Source organism: Pseudomonas sp. IT-232MI5, from assembly GCF_949767845.1.
Lineage (GTDB): Bacteria > Pseudomonadota > Gammaproteobacteria > Pseudomonadales > Pseudomonadaceae > Aquipseudomonas.
On record NZ_CATKQE010000022.1, the window covers coordinates 419,769 to 440,602 of the forward strand.

Consider the following 20,834-nt stretch of genomic DNA (forward strand, 5'->3'; position numbering starts at 1 on the left):
ATGTAGGAGTGAGCCTGCTCGCGATAGCGGTCATTCTGACACTGAAGCTGTGACAGACAGAATGCTATCGCGAGCAGGCTCACTCCTACAGTTTGATTCGCGTACGGCTCAGAGGGCGACGTGGCTCTCGTTCAGGCGTTCGCGCAAAAACTCGACCAACGCCTGCACCGGTCTCGAGGCCTGGCGATGCTGTGGGTAAACGGCTGAAAGTGTCAGCGGTTCCGGCCGCAAATCATCCAGCACCGGCACCAGCCGGCCATCCTTCAACGCCGCGCCGACAATGAACGTCGGCAGATAAGTAATGCCCATCCCCTGCACCGCCGCATCCCTGAGCAACTCGCCGTTGTTCACGCGCATGCGCCCGGTGACGTTGACCAACACAGGCTTGCCCTGCCCCGCATTGAACCGCCACTGCACCGAACGCCCATGCCCATACGGCAGGCAGTCATGGCTGTGCAGGTCTTCGGGTTGCTGCGGCGTGCCACGCTCGGCGAGGTACACCGGGCTGGCGCAGTACACCCGCTCGATCGACGCGATACGCCGGGCAATTAGCGTCGAGTCTTCCAGTACGCCAATGCGCAGCGCCAGATCGTAGCCCTCACCGAGCAAATCCACCGGGCGGTCACTCAAATCCACCTCGACCGTGACCTCGCGATAGCGCTGCAAAAACATCGGCAGCAGACACCCCAGATGCGCCACGGCAAACGACAGCGGCGCACTCAGGCGAATCGTCCCGCGTGGCTCGGCGGTCTGCCCGGCGATGCCCTGCTCGACCTGTTCGACTTCGCCCAACAGGCGCAACGCCGATTCGTAATAACTCTGCCCCAGCGGTGTGACGTCGAGGCGCCGCGTCGAGCGGTTCAACAAGCGCACGCCGAGGCGCTCTTCCAGTTGCATCAAGCGCCGACTGACGAACTGCTTGGACAGGCCCAATTGATCGGCCGCTGAGGTGAAGCTGCCGGAGTCCATGACCTGGCAAAAAATACGCATGTCTTCGAACGGGTTCATTGTCACTCTCTGGTGGACAGTTAAACGCTTTATAGCCGCTTTTTCACTTTTCAGCAGCCCATTAATCTGTGCTCACGGTTTGAAAACAACCCTGAACAAGTAGGAGCTGCCGCAGGCTGCGATCTTTTGATCTTGATCTGAGGTGACGCGGGAAAAAGGCAAAAACAGGATCAAAAGATCGCAGCCTTCGGCAGCTCCTACACAACTGAATACCAATCAAAAAATGGAATTGAACATGAACATCAAGAAAACCCTGACCGCTTCCCTCCTCGCCCTGTCCATCGGCAACGCATTCGCCGCCGAGACCTCCGGTGTCGAACACAACACCCAAGCCTTCCTCAACGCCCTCGCCGCCGGTGGTGGCAAACCGCTGGAGCAACTGAGCCCGAAAGACGCCCGTGCGGTGCTGACCGGTGCGCAGGCTTCGGTAAAAGTAGATCTGTCGGGTGTTGAAGTCAGCGACAAGGCGATCAAGGTCGATGGCCAGACCATCAACCTGAAAGTGGTGCGTCCGGCCCAGGTCAAGGGCGAGTTGCCGGTGTTCATGTTCTTCCACGGTGGCGGCTGGGTGCTCGGCGACTTCCCGACGCACCAACGGCTGATTCGCGACTTGGTGGTGGGCTCTGGCGCCGTCGCGGTGTACGTCGATTACACGCCGTCGCCGGAAGCGCAGTACCCGACCGCGATCAACCAGGCTTACGCCGCAACCAAATGGGTGGCCGAGCACGGCAAAGATATCGGTGTCGACGGCAAGCGCCTGGCAGTAGCGGGCAACAGCGTCGGCGGCAACATGGCAGCGGTCGTGGCGTTGATGGCCAAGGAACAGAAAGCCCCGGCGCTGCGCTTCCAGTTGCTGATGTGGCCGGTGACCAACGCGCAGTTCGACGACGGTTCGTACCAGCAATTCGCCGAGGGCCATTTCCTCACCAAAGGCATGATGCAGTGGTTCTGGGACAACTACACCACCAACCCGGCCGAACGTGCGCAGATCCATGCCTCGCCGCTGAATGCCAGCGCCGAACAGCTCAAAGGCTTGCCCGCCGCCCTGGTGCAGACCGCCGAATTCGACGTGCTGCGTGACGAAGGCGAAGGTTATGCGCGACACCTTGATGCGGCCGGTGTAGCGGTGACCTCGGTGCGCTACAACGGGATGATTCATGACTTCGGTTTGCTCAATCCGCTGAGTCAGATTCCTGAGGTGAAAGCGGCGGTGCGTCAGGCGGCAGCTGAGCTGAAAACTCATCTGAATCCATAACGGCAAAAGATCGCAGCCTGCGGCAGCTCCTACATTGGAATACGTTCTCCTGTAGGAGCCGCCGCAGGCTGCGATCTTTTCACTTGCAGACACCACGGAGCCAAGGTCATGACATTTTTCTACACCCATCTGCTGTCCTGGAGCGCCGCCCTGCTGTTGCTCGACGCCGTGCTCTGGCACTTCTCGCCCTTCAGCCATCGTGCCCCGAGAGTCGCTGTGCGGCTGGTGCTGTTTCTGGCGTTCACCGCGCTGGTGATCAACGCCGGCGTCAGTCCGTTGCAAGCAGCACAATTTGCCGATGACCGCGTGGCGCAGTTGGGTGCGACGGCGTTGGGGATTCTCTGGTGGCTGTACGCGGCGCGGGTGCTGACCGAAGTCATCGGGCTGGCGCTGATGCGCCGTATCGGCCACAGCGGTCGTTTGCTGCAGGACGTCATTGGTGCACTGGTGTTTCTGGTGGCCATCGTTGCGGCCGCCGGTTACGTGCTGGAACTGCCCGTGAAAGGCTTGCTGGCGACTTCGGGGGTGGTGGCCATCGTTGTCGGTCTGGCGCTGCAAAGCACCCTGGCTGACGTGTTTTCCGGGATCGTGCTCAACACCACCAAGCCGTATCAGGTGGATGATTTCGTGGTGATCGACGGCGTTGAAGGCAAAGTCTTCGACATCGACTGGCGCGCCACCCACCTGCTGACCAGCGCCGGGACCATGGCCGTGGTGCCGAACTCGGTCGCGGCCAAGGCGAAGATCGTCAACCTCAGTCGCCCGAACAACATGCATGGCGTGTCGATCAGCATTCAGGTACCGAATCACATCCGCCCGCGTCGTGTTCTGGATGCGCTTGATCGCACCTTGCAAGGCAGCAGTAGTTTGCTCCTCAGCCCGGCGCCGAAAGCCGTGTTGAAAGAGGCCGGTGAAACCATGTCGGAATACGTCGCCAGCGGCTTCATCGCCGAGCTCGGCAAGAAAAGCGAAGTGCGCAACCAACTGTTCGACCTCGCCCACCGGCATCTCGAAGCAGCCGGCATTTCGCGGCATCCGGACGGCGTGATCGAACCGTCGACCCGCGCCCGCGCGTTGCTCGATGAAGTGAAAATCTTCCGCTCGCTGAGCAGTGAGGAGCGTGATCGCCTGGCGGAATCGATGGTTGCGCAGCAATACACCGCAGGCCAGGTGGTGCTGGATCTGGATGAAGTGCCGGACAGTCTGTTCGTGATTGCCACCGGCGTCGTCAGTGCGACTGTGGCGGATGGCGACAGCAAGGTCGAGGCCGGGCGGATGGGGCCGAGTGAGGTCATGGGTGAACAGAGCATTCTGGCGGATACGCCGTCGCAGGCGACGTTCACGGCGTTGACGTCGAGCATCATTTATCGGCTCGACAAGAATCTCACTCGTGAGTGCATGGAACAGCGCACGGAGGTGGGCCGGGCGTTGAACAAGTTGCAGGCGGTGCGTCAGCAGAACAGTCGCCTCGCGTTGATGGCCAAACCGGTGGCGGTGAGGAAAGGTGGGTTTCTCGGTTGGCTGCAGAAACGTTGAAGCGGCAAGATCAAAAGCCTCCCCCTCACCCCAGCCCTCTCTCCCAGGGGGGCGAGGGGGAAAGGGAGCCGATCTCCGTTTGCTTCAAGTCCGGAGTTCGACTCGATTCCCCAGGTCGGTGTATTCCGAAAGACACCCTCGGTCAGTTCCCTATCCCCAAGACCTCGAAAGGAAAGGGAGCCGATCTTCGGGCTTTTCATGACCCGGGTTCGGCTCGGTATTGCACGTCGGCGTACCTCGAAAGAGCCCCTCGGTCAGTTCCCTCTCCCTCCGGGAGAGGGTTAGGCGGGCGGCGTTCCGATGAGGGGCTTTTCAGGATCAGCCGATTACTTGGCAGTGAACTTGGTATAGCTGTTGATCAGGTTACGGTAGTTAGGCAGACGCTCCGACAGCAGATGCGCCAAACCTTCCATGTCGTTGCGCCAGTCACCCTGCAGCTCGCACGCCACCGAGAACCAGTTCAGCAGGTGCGCACCCGCCGCCGACATCCGCGCCCACGCCGCTTGCTGCACGGTAGTGTTGAAGGTGCCCGACGAGTCCGTCACCACAAACACTTCGTAGCCTTCAGCAATCGCCGACAAGGTCGGGAACGCTACGCAAACATCCGTCACCACACCGGCAATGATCAGTTGCTTGCGCCCGGTTGCCTTGATCGCTTTGACGAAATCTTCGTTGTCCCAGGCATTGATCTGGCCCGGGCGCTGAATGAACGGTGCATCCGGGAACTGCTCGCGCAACTCAGGGACGATCGGGCCGTTGGGACCTGCGTCGAAACTGGTGGTCAAAATGGTCGGCAGCTTGAAGAACTTGGCGATGTCGCCCAGCGCCAGCACGTTGTTCTTGAATTCGTTCGGGGTGAAATCCTGGACCAGCGAGATCAGACCGGTCTGGTGATCGACCAGCAGTACGACCGCATCATCTTTGTTCAGACGTGTGTAAGGAACGCTCATGGGAAAACTCCTGATGGACGGATGGATGAAGCGTTGAGCGCCGACCGGATGACCGGCGCTTCAGGGGAAATCAGAAAGCGAAGCAGGAGCAGCCGAACGCGCCCCAGAAACCGGCGAAGTCGCTGACCGGCGCGTTCGACATCCGCGCCTTTTCATGGCTGTGGGTGTGCACCGCGCACGGGCCGCTGCACTGGTGCACCTGCGCCTGCAACGGCGAATTCGGCCGCCAGTGGCCCGGGACTTTCACCACCGGCGACCAGTCCGGCAACACCGGAATCGAGCGCGGGCCGAGGTCTTCGAAGTCGCCGGCGGCGTAAACAATTTTGCCGCCGACCACGGTCATGACCGATTCGATCCACTTGATCGCTTCTTCCTCGACATGGAAGAAGTCCGCGCTCAGCGCCGCCAGATCCGCCAGTTGCCCGACCTTGATCTGGCCCTTCTTGCCCTGCTCCGAGGAGAACCAGGCGCTGCCGTGGGTGAACAGTTCCAGTGCGGTGGTGCGCGGCAGACCTTCTTCGTACAAGGCCAGACCGCCGACGGTGCGACCGCTGACCATCCAGTACAGCGAAGTCCACGGGTTGTAACTGGAAACGCGCGTGGCATCGGTGCCCGCACCGACCGGCACACCTTCGGCGAGCATGCGTTTGATCGGCGGGGTCGCCTCGGCGGCATGTTTGCCGTAGCGGTCGACGAAGTACTCACCCTGGAACGCCATGCGATCCTGGATCGCGATGCCGCCGCCCAGCGCTTTCACCCGCTCGATGTTTTGCGGGGTGATGGTTTCGGCGTGGTCGAAGAACCACGGCAAGCCGTTGAACGGAATGTCACGGTTAACCTTCTCGAACACGTCGAGCATACGGCTGATCGATTCGTTGTAGGTCGCGTGCAAACGGAACGGCCAGCGCTGCTCGACCAGGTGGCGCACCACCGGCTCCAGCTCTTCTTCCATGGTCTGCGGCAGGTCCGGGCGTGGTTCGAGGAAGTCCTCGAAGTCCGCCGCCGAGAACACCAGCATCTCGCCGGCGCCGTTGTGACGCAGGAAGTCGTCGCCCTGATGCAACTTGACGCTGCCGGTCCAGTTCTGGAAATCGCTCAGCTCTTCTTTCGGTTTCTGGGTGAACAGGTTGTAGGCGATGCGCACGGTCAACTGGTCGTCTTTGGCCAGTTGCTCAATCACCTGATAATCGTCCGGGTAGTTCTGGAAACCGCCGCCGGCATCGATCGCACTGGTCAGGCCGAGGCGATTGAGTTCGCGCATGAACTGGCGGGTCGAGTTGACCTGATATTCCAGCGGCAGCTTCGGCCCCTTGGCCAGCGTCGAGTAGAGAATCATCGCGTTAGGCCGCGCAACGAGCATGCCGGTCGGGTTGCCGTTGCTGTCGCGGACAATCTCGCCACCCGGCGGGTTCGGCGTGTCGCGGGTGTAACCGGCGACGCGCAGTGCGGCGCGATTGAGCAGCGCACGGTCATACAGGTGCAGGATGAACACCGGGGTGTCCGGCGCGGCCTGATTGATTTCTTCCAGAGTCGGCATGCGCTTTTCAGCGAACTGGAATTCGTTCCAGCCACCGACCACGCGCACCCATTGCGGGGTCGGCGTACGGTCAGCCTGATCCTTGAGCATGCGCAGCGCGTCGGCCAGCGACGGCACGCCTTCCCAGCGCAGTTCGAGGTTGTAGTTCAAACCGCCACGGATCAGGTGCAAGTGCGAGTCGTTGAGACCCGGGATGACACAGCGGCCATGCATATCGACCACTTGCGTGTTCGGCCCGCGCAGGGCCATGGCCTGGTTGTCGTTGCCGACGACGACAAAGCGGCCGTCGGTGATGGCCACGGCACTGGCCAGCGGTTTGGTGCGGTCTACGGTATGAAACTGGCCATTGAATAAAATCAGATCGGCGCTCATCGCAGTTCCTCAAGCAAAGTGAAAAGGAGCGAACCTCGCGCGCTCAACGCGGCGAGGTGTCTTGGGAATCGAGGTGTTCATGGGCCTGGCTGGCTTCGAGCCATGGCGAAAACAAACGGGTGACCGGCGGCATCACCACGTACACCACCGACAGGACGATGGTCAGGGTGATCAGGAAAGTAGCGACCACATAGTTGGAAAGAAGCGGATGCAGCGCCAGCAGCGGCCCCCAGATCAGTGGCACGAGCAAGGTGTGCGGCAGAATCACCAGCAGCGTGACCACCGCTTGCTTCCAGCGCGGCGGCGGCGAAGCGGCATCGGCCAGTGGCGTAAACCAGAATTCATTGATCGGCGCGACTTCAGTCTGATCGCCGTCAGCCAGCATCGGCGCCGCTTCGGCGACCAGTGCCTGACGCTGCGGCGATTCCAGCCAGCCTTGCATCGCTTCGGTGCTGCTGAAACGCAGCACACAGGTGTAGAAGTCGAGGCGGCCGCGCTTGCCGCGCACCACGTCCACACCCAAATGCCCCTCACGCTGCCCCGCCACGCGGACGATATTGCGCAGCCAGGCCTCATACGCTGACTCGAAACCGGCCTTGACCCGGTGTTTGATGATCAACGTGACCGTCTCATCGGCCCCCGGTGACTGTGGATTGAGGACTTCAGGCATAACGCAACACTCCGGGCAAACGAACAGAAATCGCCAGCCGTCCCGGCCCGGCGATCAACACAGTGCTAAACAGGATCAGCAGCAACCAGCCGAACTGCCCCTCGGCCACACTCCATTGCGGATGCACGACCAGCAACGCCACCAGCAGCACAAAGAGAATAGGCACGCAGGCCAATCGTGCCAGTAACCCGGCGACGATCAGTAGTGGGCAGAGGACTTCGGCGAAGATCGCCAGGATCAAAGTGAGGTGAGATCCGAGGTGGAACGGGTCTTCGATCAGTTGCAGTTGCGCGGTGAAGTCGAGCAGCTTGGGCAAGCCGTGGACCCACAGCAGAAACAACCCGCCACTGACCCGCAGGAACAGCAAACCGATGTCGCGTGCCTGTTCATCTGTTGAGGCATTCATGACCCGACCCTTGAAATGTCATTGGCTGGAATCATGCCAATGATGGTCGGGAGGAAATTGGATAGATGTGCTCAGTTCTTGCGATCAACCAGGTTGCCGGGAACGCCGAAGAACTCTGTGGGAGCTGGCTTGCCAGCGATAGCGGAGTGTCAGGCGACGTCGCTGTTGGCTGAGCTGACGCCATCGCTGGCAAGCCAGCTCCCACAGGGTTTCTGAGCGCCCCAAGTTCCGCGTGGGAACGATCAGTGGTCCGGGTTAGCCTGGAAACTCCAGGTTATCCAGCACCCGATTCACCGCCAACTCGCCGAGCATGATCAACTGCGCAATCCCCAACAACGCCCGACGCTGCGGCGCGGGCAACAGGTGGGCAACGTCCTGGGCGATGGTTTTGGCCGAGGCAAGTGTTTCGCTGGCATCGGTCAGCAGTTCTTCGGCTTTGGTGTCGGCGGTTACGGCATACATGCCGCGAGTTCTGCGTGGCGGTGGCGTGGAGCCGGGTGGCAGGAGGTAATGGTCGAGGGCGCGGTCGGCAGCTTCGTGGAGTTTTCGGGAGTCGATGGATTCGTAGGGCGATGTGGGGTCGATGTCAGGCGGGTTGGGTGTGACTTTGAACATGGTGAATCTCCTTTTTAGAGCCGAGATCACCACGTCCTGTCGCTAAACAGGATGGGGGGCGACCGTATGCAGGTTAGCGAACCGGTAAAAGGCAACCCGGTAGACCCGAAGGTCTCCCGCATACAGCCGCCATAGCGAAGTGCAGACGATAGCCTGCAACGAAGCATGGAGCGCTGATGCACTTTTTTTGGTCCGAGTCGCTAAACCCGATCGCTGAGTTTTCAGCGACCACCAAACGATAGAGACCCGACCAAAAGCGCACAAGCCGGCGGATTCTGGCGTAGCTGTAGGCAAAGGCGCAAGGTTGCGTAGCCTGAAAGAGTGTCTGTGGGTGTTGCTTAAACGGCGATGTTTAAACCACCAACAACTCAGGGATCACGCCGTCCCAATGTGGGAGCGAGCTTGCTCGCGAAAGCGGTGTGTCATTCGAAGTATTTATCGACTGACACGACGCCTTCGCGAGCAAGCTCGCTCCCACAGGGGATCAGTGCTGTATTTGAGATTTGCGCAGGGATTCAGCTAGCCGGGATATCCAGCGGCGCCGCCATGAACTGGCTGATCCGCGCTCTGAGCCATTTTTCCGCCGGGTCGTTGTCATGCACCCCGCTCCAGGCCATCGACAATTGCGCTGCATCAATCGGGAATGGCGGATCTTCGGCACGCAAGGCACAACCTTCAACCAACGCGCAGGCGGCGTAATCCGGCACGGTGGCGATCATCTCGGTGCCGGCCAGCAAGGCGCGCAAGCCGCTGAATTGCGGCACGCCGAGGACGACGCGGCGGCTGCGTCCGACCTTGGCCAGGTCCATGTCGATGTTGCCGCTCAAGTCGCCGGAGAACGACACCATCGCGTGCGGCCGCTCGCAGTATTCGTCCAGCGTCAGCGGGCCTGGGCGGTCATCGCCGCGCAGGACTTTACAGGGAATGTCGCGCAGTTTTTTGCGCTTGGCGTTGGCCGGCAATTCAGTGGTGTAACTGACGCCTACGGAGATTTCCCCGGAGGCCAACAGTGCCGGCATCAGCAGGTAGTTGGCACGGCGCACGACCACGACAATCCCCGGCGCCTCTTGCTGAAGCTGGCGCAGCAGCGGTGGAAACAGGCCGAATTCGGCGTCATCCGACAGGCCGATGCGAAACACATCGCAACTGCTCGCCGGTTCGAACTCCTTGGCCCGGCTCACCGCACCAGAGATGACGTCCATCGCCGGCTGCAACTCCTTGAGAATCGCCAGCGCCCGCGCGGTCGGCTCCATGCCCCGACCGTTACGCAGCAGTAACGGATCGTCGAACAGATCGCGCAACCGGCCCAGCGCCGCGCTGACTGCAGGCTGACCCATGAACAGTTTTTCAGCGACGCGGGTCAGGTTCTTTTCGAACATCAGCGCTTCGAAAATCACCAGCAGGTTCATGTCGACGCGACGCAGATCGTTACGGTTCATAGGCATGTTTTCCTTTTCGGTGTCTGCTGCTTTTGCGGGTGGGCGCCGCGCACTTTACTCGATTAACGGCACTTTGGCCGCGCGCTTGTACGGGCCATATTCCACGGGCACCCACTGAAAGTGCTTGCCTTGCGCGGTGATGTGACCGATGCCCGGGAACGGCAGGTGCGCCGCCGTCACCCACGTCTTGCTCGCCACCGCCGCGCTGAAGACTGCCTGACGCGCGTTGATCGCTTGCGCACTGTTGACATCAAAGCCGATGGACACTTCTGGATGCTCAAACTGCACAGCCAGGTTATGCACCAGATCCCCCATGAAAACGATGCTCTGATTCTGCGAGGTGAAACGGTAGGTAGTGCTGCCCGGCGTATGGCCGGCTTCGAGTGTCGCTTCGACTAATCCCGGCAACGGTGACTGGCCAGCGGCAAAAGTCTTGAAGCGCCCGGCGGCGACGTAGGCCGCGGTGGAGTCCTGGGCGATCTTGAAAAACTCTTTGGCGCCGGCCGGAGCTTTGGCCAGCGCGGCCGGATCGAGCCAGTAATCCGCTTCAGCCTTGGCCGCGTACACCGTGGCATTCGTGAACAACGCTTGTTTCTGTGCATCGACCAGACCACAGACATGATCGAGGTGCAGGTGCGTCAGCAAGATCGTATCGACCTGCTCTGGCTGGTAGCCGGCCGCCCGCATATTCGCCAGAAGCTGTCCGGCGGTGGCGCCAATGCATTGCCCGGCGCCGCTATCGACCAGAATCAGTTGCTTGCCGGTATTGACCAAGAAAGCATTGAACGCCGTCTGAACCCCCGGAGTTTCAATCGAACGGCGTGCCAGCAGTGCCCGAATCTGCGCCTGACTCATGCCCTGCAACAGTTTCGGCGACAAGTCGTTGTACCCATCGAACAATGCGGTGACCTCGTAATCGCCCAAGGCCAGGCGGAAATAGCCCGGCGCCTGAGTGCCCTGCTGGGGTGCCTGTGCCATGGCGCTGGAAGTGACCAGCGCGAACGTCAGCGCCGCTGCTGCGTTGAAAATGCCTTTCATCTGATTCCCCTTGGACCTGCCGATTGCGGCGCCCCCATCGGCTCGCCACGCTTGCTGTCATCGTGCCGCAAACCGTGGGGCGCAGACTTGCAGAGATGTGCTGAGTTCAGATCAATGCGCGGGAATTAACAACGATTAACTCGTCAGCCTGCCGCTATCGCCCAACAATGAAACTCTCTGCGCAGCGTTGTTTTTTTGACCTGAGGGGATGCGCCGACCGTGCATTCCCCATCGACACGGACATTGGCCATGGCTCATTTACAGCACAGCGTCGCCCTCGCCCCTGCCAACGAACCACGCAAGACCGGGATCGGCGGGCTCAGTCCGCAGCGCGAACGGCAGGTCAAACAACTGATCCTCGAACGCCTGGGCGAAAGCCTGGAAGTGACCGAACTGGCCCGCGCCTGCTCGCTGTCGCGCAGTCACTTTTCCCGCGCCTTCAAATGCAGCACCGGGTTGTCGCCGCAGGACTGGATTCGCACCCAGCGCCTGGCGCGGGCCAAGCTGTTGATCCAGCACACCAACCTGAGCCTGACGCAAATCAGCCTGGAATGCGGCTTCTGCGATCAGGCGCATTTCTGCCATATGTTCACCCGCAGCGAAGGCATCAATCCGTTTGCCTGGCGCTGCCAGATCATGCGTGAACCCAAAGCTCACCGTGCACAGCCTGCCGTGTTTTGATCGCGGCCCCCGTTGCACTGACGCTCAAACCTGAGGATTATGCCGGGACACCCCGGATTAGAAGGCCTGCGCACGCGCCCGGCACTACTCCGCTCTGTCCGCCGCAGCACCGCAGGAGTGAGCCGTTGAGTCTTTCACCGAATCAGGCCCTCGGTTTTGGCCCTTATCGGATTCATCCCGGGCAACGTTTGGTACTCGAAGGCGAGCAGCCGTTGCGTCTGGGCCGACGGGCGATGGACATCCTCCTGATTCTGCTGGCGCATGCCGGCGAAGTGGTGAGCAAGCAACAATTGATGGCAGGGGTCTGGCCGGACACTGTCGTTGAAGACATCAACTTGCGTGTGCACATGGCGGCGCTGCGCAAGGCGCTCGGTGACGGTCAGGCCGGCCAGCGTTACATCATCACCGTGGCGCAGCGGGGTTACAGTTTCGTCGCACCGGTTTTGCTGAAATCCATGGAGGAGCGCCCTGTGGGCAATGCTGGCGGTCGACACAATCTGCCCTTGCGGCGCACGCGGATGATCGGCCGCCAGCCGCTGGTCGACAGCTTGATGACGCAACTGCCGCGCCAACGCTGCATCACCCTGGTCGGCCCCGGCGGGATCGGTAAAACCACGGTGGCCCTGCGGGTAGCCGAACAGTTGATCGGGCACTATCGCGACGGCATTCGTCTGGTGGATCTGGCACCTCTGAGCGATCCCCGGCTGATCTGTTCACACCTGGCCGCCCTGCTTGATCTGGCACTTCTCGAAGGCGACCCGCAGACAGCACTGGTCAAAGGCCTGCAACAACGGCAGATGCTGTTGTTGCTCGACAACTGCGAGCATTTGATCGATGCCGTCGCAGCGCTTAGTGAAAGCATTCTGCGTGGGGCGCCGCACGTGCATATCCTCGCCACCAGCCGCGAAAGTCTGCGGGCCGAAGGCGAGTACGTACAGCGTCTGGACTCCCTCGAATACCCGCCGATGACGACGATGCTGGATCGTGAGCTAACGCTGAATTTTTCGGCGCTGCAGTTGTTCGTCGAACGAGCGACGGCCGCGCAGGAAAGCTTCGAACTGAACGATGCCCAGTTGCCACAGGCAATCGAGATCTGCCATCGGCTCGACGGCATTCCACTGGCATTGGAACTGGCGGCAGCGCAGGTCACCGAACTCGGACTGGATGGTCTGCTGAGCCAACTGCAAGGCCGTTTACCGCCGCTGGCAGCGGGCAATCAAAGCAGTCTGGAGCGTCATCTCACTCTGCGCGCAACGCTGGACTGGAGTTTCAATCTGCTCGATCGCTGCGAACAAACCTGCCTGCGTCGTCTGGGCGTGTTTCGTGGTGGTTTTACCCTCGAGTCGGCGGCAGCCGTTATCGTCGGTCAGCAGATCGACCCCGGCATGGTGTTTGTGTCGATCACGCAACTGGTGGCCAAATCCCTGCTCGCCGTCGAGGTCGGTGACGAGGACGTGTTCTACCGCTTGCTCGACACCACCCGACGTTACGCGCTGGAAAAACTCGATCACGCCGCCGAATGCGAGGAAACCCGCGAACGCCATGCCGAACGCTGTCTGGCGTTGATGCAGCAGGCGCAGAACGATTGGGAAAACACGCCGACCTTGTTATGGATCGATCGCTACGCCCGAGGGCTGGAAGATTTGCGCGCAGCACTGGACTGGAGCCTGAACGGTGTCGGCCCTGGTGGTTTGGGGATTCGGCTGACGGCGGCGTCGGCACCCTTGTGGCAGGAGTTGTCGCTGCTCAAGGAGTACGGCGCCTATGTGCGCCGGGCGCTGAGCCTGTTTGATGAACTGCACGAACCCTGCCCGCGCCTGAAAGTCGCCCTCAAACTGGCCCTTGGCAGTGCCTGCTACCACACGTGGGGTGGCACGGCGGAAACCATCCAGGCCTTCGCCGAAGCCCGCCAGTTGGCCCACGAGCACGACGACGTTGCCGGACAATTGCGCGCAGTCTCCGGGCACATGGCGGTCAACCTCAGTTGCGGGCACTACCGCATGGCGCTGGCACAGAGCGAGCACTTCGACCGCCTCGGCCTGCACGGCGACCCGCTGTTGTCACTGAGTACCCACCGCTTGCGCGTATTGGCTCTGCATTATGCCGGCGACCAATTGCAGGCGCGCATCCACGCCGAACAGGTCCTCCAGCGCATGGCGCACAGTGGTCATGTCAACCGCTTCACTCATGGCTTTGGCGTGCAGTACGACCAAAGCGTCGCGTCGCTGACGGTGCTGGCACGGGTGTTGTGGATGCAGGGTCTGCCAGAGCAAGCGTGGCGCACGGCGCGGCAGGCACTGGACATTGCCGTGCAAATCGACCATGGCACTTCGATTTGCTACACCCTGGCGCTGGCCAGTTGCCTGATCGCTCATTACAACGGCGATCAGCAAAACGCCCGGGCGCTATTGCAGTTGCTGCTCGAGCAGTCGCAGAAACATTCGGTGCTGCTGTTCAACACTTGGGCGCGGCACTACGCGCAGGTGATCGAACCACAAGTCAGTGCGCCTGTGTCGACAGGCAGCGGCGGGCTGATCGGGGAAATCATGGTGACTCTGGATGACCGTTTTGTCGACGACGCGCTGCTTGAGCGGGCGCAGAGTGGTGATGCGGGGTGGAGCACGGCGGAGATTCTGCGGGCTCGGGCGGATACGTTATTGAAGGGAGGGATGGTTTGTCTGGGCGGGCCTCTTCGCGAGCAGGCTCGCTCCCACACTGGTTCCGAGTACATCCAGAATTCCTGTGGGAGCGAGCTTGCTCGCGAAGGGGCCATTCAGGAAGCCGAAGCACTCCTGCAACAATCCCTGACCATCGCCCGCACTCAAGGCGCGCTCGCCTGGGAACTGCGCAGCGCCACTTCATTGGCGCAACTCTGGCAGCGTCAGTCACGCTGTCGCGAGGCGCTGGATTTGCTCAGTCCGATCTATCAACGTTTCACCGAGGGCTACGCGACCCCGGACCTGCGCAAGGTGCACTTGCTGATCGACGAATTACGCGAGAGCGCGCACTTCTGAAGCCCGGCGAATCCGCTTGATGTAACGTGCATGCCGGCGTTCAAGATCAATCCCCTCACCACTGCGCTCAAGTTCCGTGCGGGCATAGCACCGGGTGGTATTGAGCATCCGGTACCGGCCTGCACTCGCGCCGCGTTCCAGTGACAGCCAAGACTTCTGCGCCAGGCCTTCGATGATCGCGGCCAACTCCGACACAGCCAGTCGCGGGCAACTGATCACCGCCAACGCAGCCTCCAGCGTAAACGCCAGTTTGAACACCGATAGGCGTTGCAGCACGCGTTGTTCCTGCTCACTCAAGCATTGATAGCTCCAGTCGAGTGCCGCCTGCATGGATTGGTGCCGCGCCACTGCAGTGCGCCGGCCATGGCTGAGTACTTGCAGGCCGTTGGCCATTTGCGCTTGCAAACCTACCAGCGCCAGCGCATCGATCTGCGCCGCCGCCAGTTCGATCGCCAGCGGCAAACCGTCGAGTTGACGACAGATCTCAAGCACGGCACTGACATCCTGCTCGCGCAAGCGGAAATCATGCTGTCGCGCCCGCGCACGGCTGACGAACAACTGCACCGAGGAATGTCCCATGGCTTCAGTGATGCAATTGGCTGCCGAGCGCTTCGGAATGGCCAGCGCTGGAACACGCTGCAGGGTTTCCAGACTGACCTGTAAGGCTTCACGACTGGTGGCGAGGATCGACAGTCGAGGCGCGGCTTCGAGCAACGTTTCAACCGCTAATCTGCAAGCATCGCGGCGGTGGTCACAGTTATCCAGCAGCAGCAACGCATGGCGAGTCGACAGCCCGGTCAAATCGCTCTTCAGGGTGCGCAGCACATGGTCGAGCAGCGGCGTGTGGTCGTCGATCAAGCTCAGATCTACTTGCCATACACCGTCTCTGTAGTACTGCAAAAGCAGTTCCGCGACCCGCAGCGCCACGGTGGACTTACCTACGCCCGGCGCTCCGGTGATGGTCATCAACCGACACAGCGGCATCTGTCGCACCAACCCGCCAACCAGCGAGTCACGACCGGTGACCGAGGTCAGTCGCGCTGGCAAATTATGCTGGGGTGTCTGCAAGCCCTCGAAAACCACTTGCGCGGCGCTGTCGCAGCGGACCGGGGCGATAAAGCTGTAACCGCATTGTGGTACATGGACGATGTAACGCTGACCGTTCTCGCCGTCACCCAACGCTCGCCTGAGCGCCGCAATGTGCACGCGCAGGTTGATCTCCTCGACCACCGACGTCGGCCATACCAGCGCGATCAACTGCTCCTTTCTGACCACTCGACCGGCACGCTCGACCAGCACTTGCAGAATGTCCAGCGCGCGACCGCCCATGCGCAAGGGCCGATCTCCATCGAGTATCAGCCGTTGCCGCAGATGGAAGGCGTAAGGGCCGAAATGCAGCACCGACGCCGTGTTCAAATCGTTGAGGCTATCCATGCCAACTATCTTGGCAGCCTCAGATGACGCGACAACCGCTACACGAGGCGCAGCACGGACATCCGAGTGCGCCAGACGGACACAAGCGCTCTAGCTGAACTGTTCGCGGTATTGCGCGGGAGTCAGGCCGAGCTTTTCGGCAAACAGTGAACGCATGTGCCGCACACTGCCGAACCCACTTTTGTAAGCCACGGTTTTAAGCGGCAGATCACTGGTTTCCAGCAGATTGCGCGCGCAGTCGATGCGCGCACTTTGCAGAAACTCCATCGGCGTCATGTGGATGTCGCGGGTGAACACCCGCGCAAAATGCCGCGCACTCATGTTGGCAATGGCGGCCATGCGCTCGACCGTAAAGGCTTCGTCGAGATGCTCCAGCACATAGCTTTGTGCGCGGGTGATCGGCGTTTCCTGTGGCGCCACGGCAGCCATCAGCGGACTGAACTGCGCTTGACCGCCCTGCCGCTTCATCACCACCAGCAGGACTTTGGCGACATCCTGGGCGAGTTTTTTGCCGTGATCGCGGGCGATCACGGCCAGCGCCATATCGATGCCGGCAGTGACGCCACCCGAGGTGATCAGATTGCGATCCTCGACATAGATCTGATCGGTCGTGACATGGGCTTTGGGGAATCCCTTGATCAGGCGTTCGGTGTAGTTCCAGTGCGTGGTCACACGGTAGCCATCAAGTAATCCGGCATGCCCCAACACAAACGCGCCGGTGCAGATCGAACCGTAATATTCAACGCGCCGGACGGCGTCTTTGAGCCAGGCAAACAACGACGGAAACTGCTGGTTGTAGGCACCGGGGCCTCCCGGCACCAGCAGCAAATCATAACGTTCGGTGTCGCCGCCAATGGTCCGGTCCGCCTGCACCATCACACCATTGGAGGCCCGCAGCGGTCCATCTTCGGTGCCAAGCGTGATCAATTGATAATGCGCATCGGGTTTCAGATACCGATTGGCAACCGAAAAAACCTCCAATGGCCCGGCCATGTCGAGCAGGAGAAAGTCGGGGAACAGCACCATTGCCACGGTTTTCATGGGAGGACATCACTTCAATCAAAGAAACATGAGACAGGCCAGACATTATGGCCAACTGTAGCCGTTTGAGCGCAAAAGTTTTGTGTGACGGCTATCGCAAAACTGTCAACCTGAAAGGGACAGTCTTTCAATTTTCATCTACTTATTGCGCAATCCAGTAAACAGTAACCTTCTCCTCACTCGGACGAATTCACGTCCCGCAAGGAGATTTCATCATGCTGACTCTTCGCAAAGCCTCCGATCGTGGCCTCGCCAATCATGGCTGGTTGAAGTCCTTTCACACCTTTTCCTTCGCCAGCTATCGCAACCCTCGCGAACAGGGTTTTTCCGACCTGCTGGTGATTAACGATGACCGCGTTGCCGCGGGCAAAGGCTTCGGCCAGCACCCGCATCGCGACATGGAGATCTTTTCCTATGTGCTGGAAGGTGCGCTGGAACACAAGGACACGCTGGGCACCGGTTCGGTCATTCGTCCAGGCGACGTACAATTAATGAGCGCAGGCAGCGGCGTGGCGCACAGCGAGTTCAACCATTCAGCGATCAAACCGGTGCACTTCCTGCAGATCTGGATTGTGCCGGAGGTTGCCGGAGCCAAACCGCGCTATCAACAAGAGCATTTCAGCGCCGAGAAAAAACGCGGTCGCCTGCAGTTGATCATTTCGCCGGACGGCAAGCACGGTTCGCTCAAGGTGCGTCAGGATGCACGGGTCTTCGCCGGGCTGTTCGACGGCAAGGAAAGCGCCACACTGGAACTGGCTGCCAACCGCTATGCCTATGTGCATGTCGCGCGTGGCAGCGTTGAACTCAATGGCCAGCCATTGCACGAAGGTGACGGCGTCCGGGTTCGCGAAGAACAGTTGCTGACCTTGAGCAACGGTGTCGATGCCGAAGTGCTGGTGTTCGACTTGCGGCCGCAGGAGTTGCCAGAGATGCCATGACGCGGTGTTTCAATACTCACGAAAAACGGCCTTCTTTGAAGGCCGTTTTCTATTGTGCTGATTCGGGTGCTTGTTGCGAAGCAGGTCTGGGTGCGCCTATATCTTTACCTACCTGGATCGCCGCGAGTGTCGTCTGCAAGGTGGTTAACACCGCTGCCTGATTGGCGAAGTGCGCCCCCACGACGATGGTGATCATTCCGAGAAAATGGACGGCTGTCGTCGCCCAGTAATGCGCCTTCACTGTCGAGGCTTGTTTGATGGCTTCTTTTGAATCTTCGGCGATTTGTTGTACACCGTCCCACATCAAATCGTATCGTTTGTCCCTCTCCGCCTGAGTCAAAAGATAAGCATCGATTTTTGCCGACACACCCTCGAACCGAGCGTCCATCCTGGTCTCAATGGTTTCGATCCGGGCATTGAATTCTTCACGGCTTATTGCGTTCATGGCTTGAGTATTCCGGGTTTTACTCGATAGATCACTGATTGGATTTTGACTGAATTCCGAGGTTTTCAATTCGACACCTTCCTGGGTCTACATACCGTCCCTGGTATTAAGTCGGTGAGTTTCCAACGCCCCTCACCGAGCTGAAGAAACGATAGGCCCCATCCAGAATGCTGACAAGCCGGGCGATTCTGCCTCTGGTGTAGGCCGTTTCGTCAGAGGTTGTAGCCCTGCCAAAACAGCATCTACCTATTCATTCTCCGACGCGAACACATCGACAATCTGCTCAATCACCGCCCTCACCCGCGCGGTGTGGCGCAGGTCCGCGTGGGTTACCAGCCATACCTCATACGGGAGCGGCGTAGTGCGCTCCGGCCATAGCCTGATCAAGCCATCGCGCTCACCCATGTATACCGGGATTTCTCCTACACCCAACCCTGCTGCAATCGAACGACGGACGAGCAAACTGGAACTGAGGCTGGCGACGATCCGACCGCGACTCAACGGCTCCGATACCAACGTCAGGTCCTTTTTGCCTTGCAGATACGGTTGATAAACCACCAGATCATGCCCTTCAAATGCCGTGCCCGGCGGCGGCACTCCATTGGCATCTATATAGGCTTGGGAAGCAAACAGCCCCACCGGCCATCGGGCAATGCGCCGGGCAATCAGGTCAGGGTTGTCCGGCCGGGTGTTGCGCACGGCGATATCCGCCTCACGCTTGGCCAGGCTGAGAATCTGTGTGGACGCATCCAGTTGCACGCGCACGTGCGGGTGCTGCTCGTGCAAGCGGGCAATCGCCGGAATCAGAAAATCGATGGCCAGCGAATCCGTGGTGCTGACGCGCACCGTGCCAGTCAGACGATCGTCCAAGCCTTGAATCTGCCGCTCCAGCTCCAGCGCCGAATGCTCCATTTTCTCCACGCTTTTAAGCGCTGCTTCGCCGACCGCCGTCAACGCGTACCCGTCAGAGGTGCGCAGGAACAACGTCGCGCTCAGGGACTTTTCCAGTGCCGTGATGCGCCGCCCGACGGTTGCCTGATCCACCGCCAAAACCCTCGCTGCACCGCGCAGCGTCGATTCGCGGCAAACGGCAAGAAATACCCGTGCGTCATCCCAATTCATGCTGTCTCCAGGCGATGCAAATTCGCATCAGCGTGCCGCTTAATCGCTGCATTAACGCAGCAACGATAGCCGATATGCTGAACGCCATAAACCTTCCGCGAGATCGCTATCATGCGCACTTCAACCTCCACCGGCATCTGGCTGTCGATCTTCGCTGGCCTCTGCGCCAGCCTGGTCAGCATCGGACTGGCGCGTTTCGCTTACACCCCGTTGATCCCTTCGCTGATTGAGGCGCAGTGGTTCAGCACCAATGATGTGGTCTACCTCGGAGCCGCCAATCTGGTGGGTTATCTGATCGGCGCCCTGCTCGGCCGGCCTGCAGCACGCCAACTCGGCAATAAAAATGCCTTGCGGCTGATGATGCTGGTGGTCACGGCGGCATTTTTTGCCTGCGCGTTTCCGTTGTCGGTGAGCTGGTTCTTCGGCTGGCGGCTGCTGTCCGGGATTGCCGGCGGCGCGATCATGGTTCTAGTGGCCGCGACAGTACTGCCGCATGTCCCGGCGGCGCGTAAAGGGCTGGCCAGTGGCGCGATTTTTCTGGGTATCGGTCTCGGCATTGCCGGTTCCGGGACACTGGTGCCACCGCTGTTGAGCCTTGGCTTGCAGGCAACGTGGCTGGGCCTGGGGGCTTTGGCCTTGTTGCTGACGGTGCTGAGCTGGTTTGCCTGGCCGTCTGATTTCCTGCACCCGGTCGTTGCGCAAGAAATAGTGCCCGTAGAACCAACACCGCGTGGTGTGTACTTGCTGTTCGCTCAATACGCTTTTATGGCAGCCGGCCTAGTGCCCGCCATGGTGTTTCTGGTGGATTACGTGGCGCGTGGACTCGGTGCCGGGGCGCATATCGGCGCGTTGATCTGGGTGATGTACGGCTTGGGCGCGATTGTCGGCCCGGTGAGTTATGGCTTTCTCGCCGATCAACTGGGCGCACGGTCCGGCATTCGTCTGGTGCTGGTGGTGCAGGCGATTGCCCTAGGACTGCTGGCGATCTCCCACTCGTTTCTCGCGCTGGCGTTGCTGGCGGTGATTCTCGGTTCATTTCCGCCGGGCATTGTGCCGCTGGCGCTGGCTCGGGTGCATGAATTGGTGCCGGAGCACCATCGCCAGCAAATCGCCTGGAGCCGTGCCACGGTGTCATTCGCCACGTTTCAGGCGCTGGCCGGGTTTGCCTATTCGGCGCTGTTCAATGCCAGCAGCGGGCATCACGCGTTGTTGTTCGTTATTGCCGCTGGCGCGATCGTCGTGGCGCTGCTGCTGGAGCAAGCCATGAAATGGCTGCCCGCCCCGGTTGAGCCGCGCTGCTGCGCAAATTGAAGGGAATCATTGCTTGCGCAGC

General features: G+C 60.4%; 18 protein-coding genes. 6 read left to right on the forward strand and 12 right to left on the reverse strand.

The window, feature by feature from the left end:
• Positions 1-108 precede the first annotated feature (108 nt).
• Positions 109-1,008, reverse strand: a complete 900-nt coding sequence (locus ACM6JQ_RS15280) for a LysR family transcriptional regulator (RefSeq protein WP_414894124.1) — start codon at positions 1,006-1,008, stop codon at positions 109-111.
• A gap of 235 nt (positions 1,009-1,243) precedes the next feature.
• Between ACM6JQ_RS15280 and ACM6JQ_RS15285 the strand changes: the two genes are divergently transcribed.
• Positions 1,244-2,263, forward strand: a complete 1,020-nt coding sequence (locus tag ACM6JQ_RS15285) for an alpha/beta hydrolase (protein ID WP_414894125.1) — start codon at positions 1,244-1,246, stop codon at positions 2,261-2,263.
• Between the two features lie 108 nt (positions 2,264-2,371).
• Entirely contained in the window at positions 2,372-3,799 is a 1,428-nt protein-coding gene (locus tag ACM6JQ_RS15290) for a mechanosensitive ion channel domain-containing protein (RefSeq protein WP_414894126.1), read from the forward strand.
• Positions 3,800-4,125: 326 nt separating this feature from the next.
• On the opposite strand, the gene ycaC is transcribed toward ACM6JQ_RS15290, so the two are convergent.
• The 7 genes from ycaC to ACM6JQ_RS15325 form a co-directional block, all read right to left on the reverse strand.
• Positions 4,126-4,749 (reverse strand): isochorismate family cysteine hydrolase YcaC, encoded by a 624-nt coding sequence (gene ycaC, locus ACM6JQ_RS15295; RefSeq protein WP_007913541.1) that lies wholly within the window; start codon positions 4,747-4,749, stop codon positions 4,126-4,128.
• Between the two features lie 70 nt (positions 4,750-4,819).
• A complete protein-coding gene (locus tag ACM6JQ_RS15300) occupies positions 4,820-6,658 on the reverse strand; it encodes an amidohydrolase (protein ID WP_414894127.1) in 1,839 nt (612 codons plus the stop codon).
• A 43-nt stretch (positions 6,659-6,701) separates the two neighbouring features.
• Positions 6,702-7,328, reverse strand: coding sequence for an antibiotic biosynthesis monooxygenase (locus ACM6JQ_RS15305; protein ID WP_123374833.1), 627 nt, complete (start codon positions 7,326-7,328; stop codon positions 6,702-6,704).
• A complete protein-coding gene (locus tag ACM6JQ_RS15310; protein ID WP_007913538.1) occupies positions 7,321-7,734 on the reverse strand; it encodes a DoxX family protein in 414 nt (137 codons plus the stop codon). The genes ACM6JQ_RS15305 and ACM6JQ_RS15310 overlap by 8 nt, the downstream gene beginning before the upstream one ends.
• A 255-nt stretch (positions 7,735-7,989) precedes the next feature.
• Entirely contained in the window at positions 7,990-8,349 is a 360-nt protein-coding gene (locus ACM6JQ_RS15315; RefSeq protein ID WP_414894128.1) for a DUF6124 family protein, read from the reverse strand.
• A 515-nt stretch (positions 8,350-8,864) separates the two neighbouring features.
• Positions 8,865-9,788, reverse strand: coding sequence for a LysR family transcriptional regulator (locus tag ACM6JQ_RS15320; RefSeq protein ID WP_095111654.1), 924 nt, complete (start codon positions 9,786-9,788; stop codon positions 8,865-8,867).
• A 54-nt stretch (positions 9,789-9,842) separates the two neighbouring features.
• Entirely contained in the window at positions 9,843-10,826 is a 984-nt protein-coding gene (locus ACM6JQ_RS15325; protein ID WP_414894129.1) for an MBL fold metallo-hydrolase, read from the reverse strand.
• A gap of 249 nt (positions 10,827-11,075) precedes the next feature.
• Between ACM6JQ_RS15325 and ACM6JQ_RS15330 the strand changes: the two genes are divergently transcribed.
• Entirely contained in the window at positions 11,076-11,507 is a 432-nt protein-coding gene (locus ACM6JQ_RS15330) for a helix-turn-helix domain-containing protein (RefSeq protein WP_414894130.1), read from the forward strand.
• A gap of 125 nt (positions 11,508-11,632) precedes the next feature.
• A complete protein-coding gene (locus tag ACM6JQ_RS15335) occupies positions 11,633-14,521 on the forward strand; it encodes an ATP-binding protein (protein WP_414894131.1) in 2,889 nt (962 codons plus the stop codon).
• Here the strand turns inward: ACM6JQ_RS15335 and ACM6JQ_RS15340 are convergent.
• Together ACM6JQ_RS15340 and ACM6JQ_RS15345 are read right to left on the reverse strand one after the other, a co-directional pair.
• Positions 14,498-15,955 (reverse strand): ATP-binding protein, encoded by a 1,458-nt coding sequence (locus ACM6JQ_RS15340; protein WP_414894132.1) that lies wholly within the window; start codon positions 15,953-15,955, stop codon positions 14,498-14,500. The genes ACM6JQ_RS15335 and ACM6JQ_RS15340 overlap by 24 nt on opposite strands.
• Before the next feature lie 90 nt (positions 15,956-16,045).
• Positions 16,046-16,996: a GlxA family transcriptional regulator gene (locus ACM6JQ_RS15345; protein ID WP_007913509.1), complete on the reverse strand. Its 951-nt coding sequence runs from the start codon at positions 16,994-16,996 to the stop codon at positions 16,046-16,048.
• 215 nt (positions 16,997-17,211) lie between these two features.
• Between ACM6JQ_RS15345 and ACM6JQ_RS15350 the strand changes: the two genes are divergently transcribed.
• Entirely contained in the window at positions 17,212-17,934 is a 723-nt protein-coding gene (locus ACM6JQ_RS15350; RefSeq protein ID WP_007913508.1) for a pirin family protein, read from the forward strand.
• 49 nt (positions 17,935-17,983) lie between these two features.
• On the opposite strand, the gene ACM6JQ_RS15355 is transcribed toward ACM6JQ_RS15350, so the two are convergent.
• Both ACM6JQ_RS15355 and ACM6JQ_RS15360 read right to left on the reverse strand, forming a co-directional pair.
• Positions 17,984-18,448, reverse strand: coding sequence for a hypothetical protein (locus ACM6JQ_RS15355; protein ID WP_259740552.1), 465 nt, complete (start codon positions 18,446-18,448; stop codon positions 17,984-17,986).
• Between the two features lie 177 nt (positions 18,449-18,625).
• A complete protein-coding gene (locus ACM6JQ_RS15360; RefSeq protein WP_007913506.1) occupies positions 18,626-19,501 on the reverse strand; it encodes a LysR family transcriptional regulator in 876 nt (291 codons plus the stop codon).
• Positions 19,502-19,612: 111 nt separating this feature from the next.
• On the opposite strand from ACM6JQ_RS15360, the gene ACM6JQ_RS15365 reads away from it, so the two are divergent.
• Positions 19,613-20,812 carry a YbfB/YjiJ family MFS transporter gene (locus ACM6JQ_RS15365; protein WP_414894133.1) on the forward strand — a complete coding sequence of 400 codons (1,200 nt, stop codon included), beginning with the start codon at positions 19,613-19,615 and terminating at the stop codon, positions 20,810-20,812.
• Positions 20,813-20,834 lie beyond the last annotated feature (22 nt).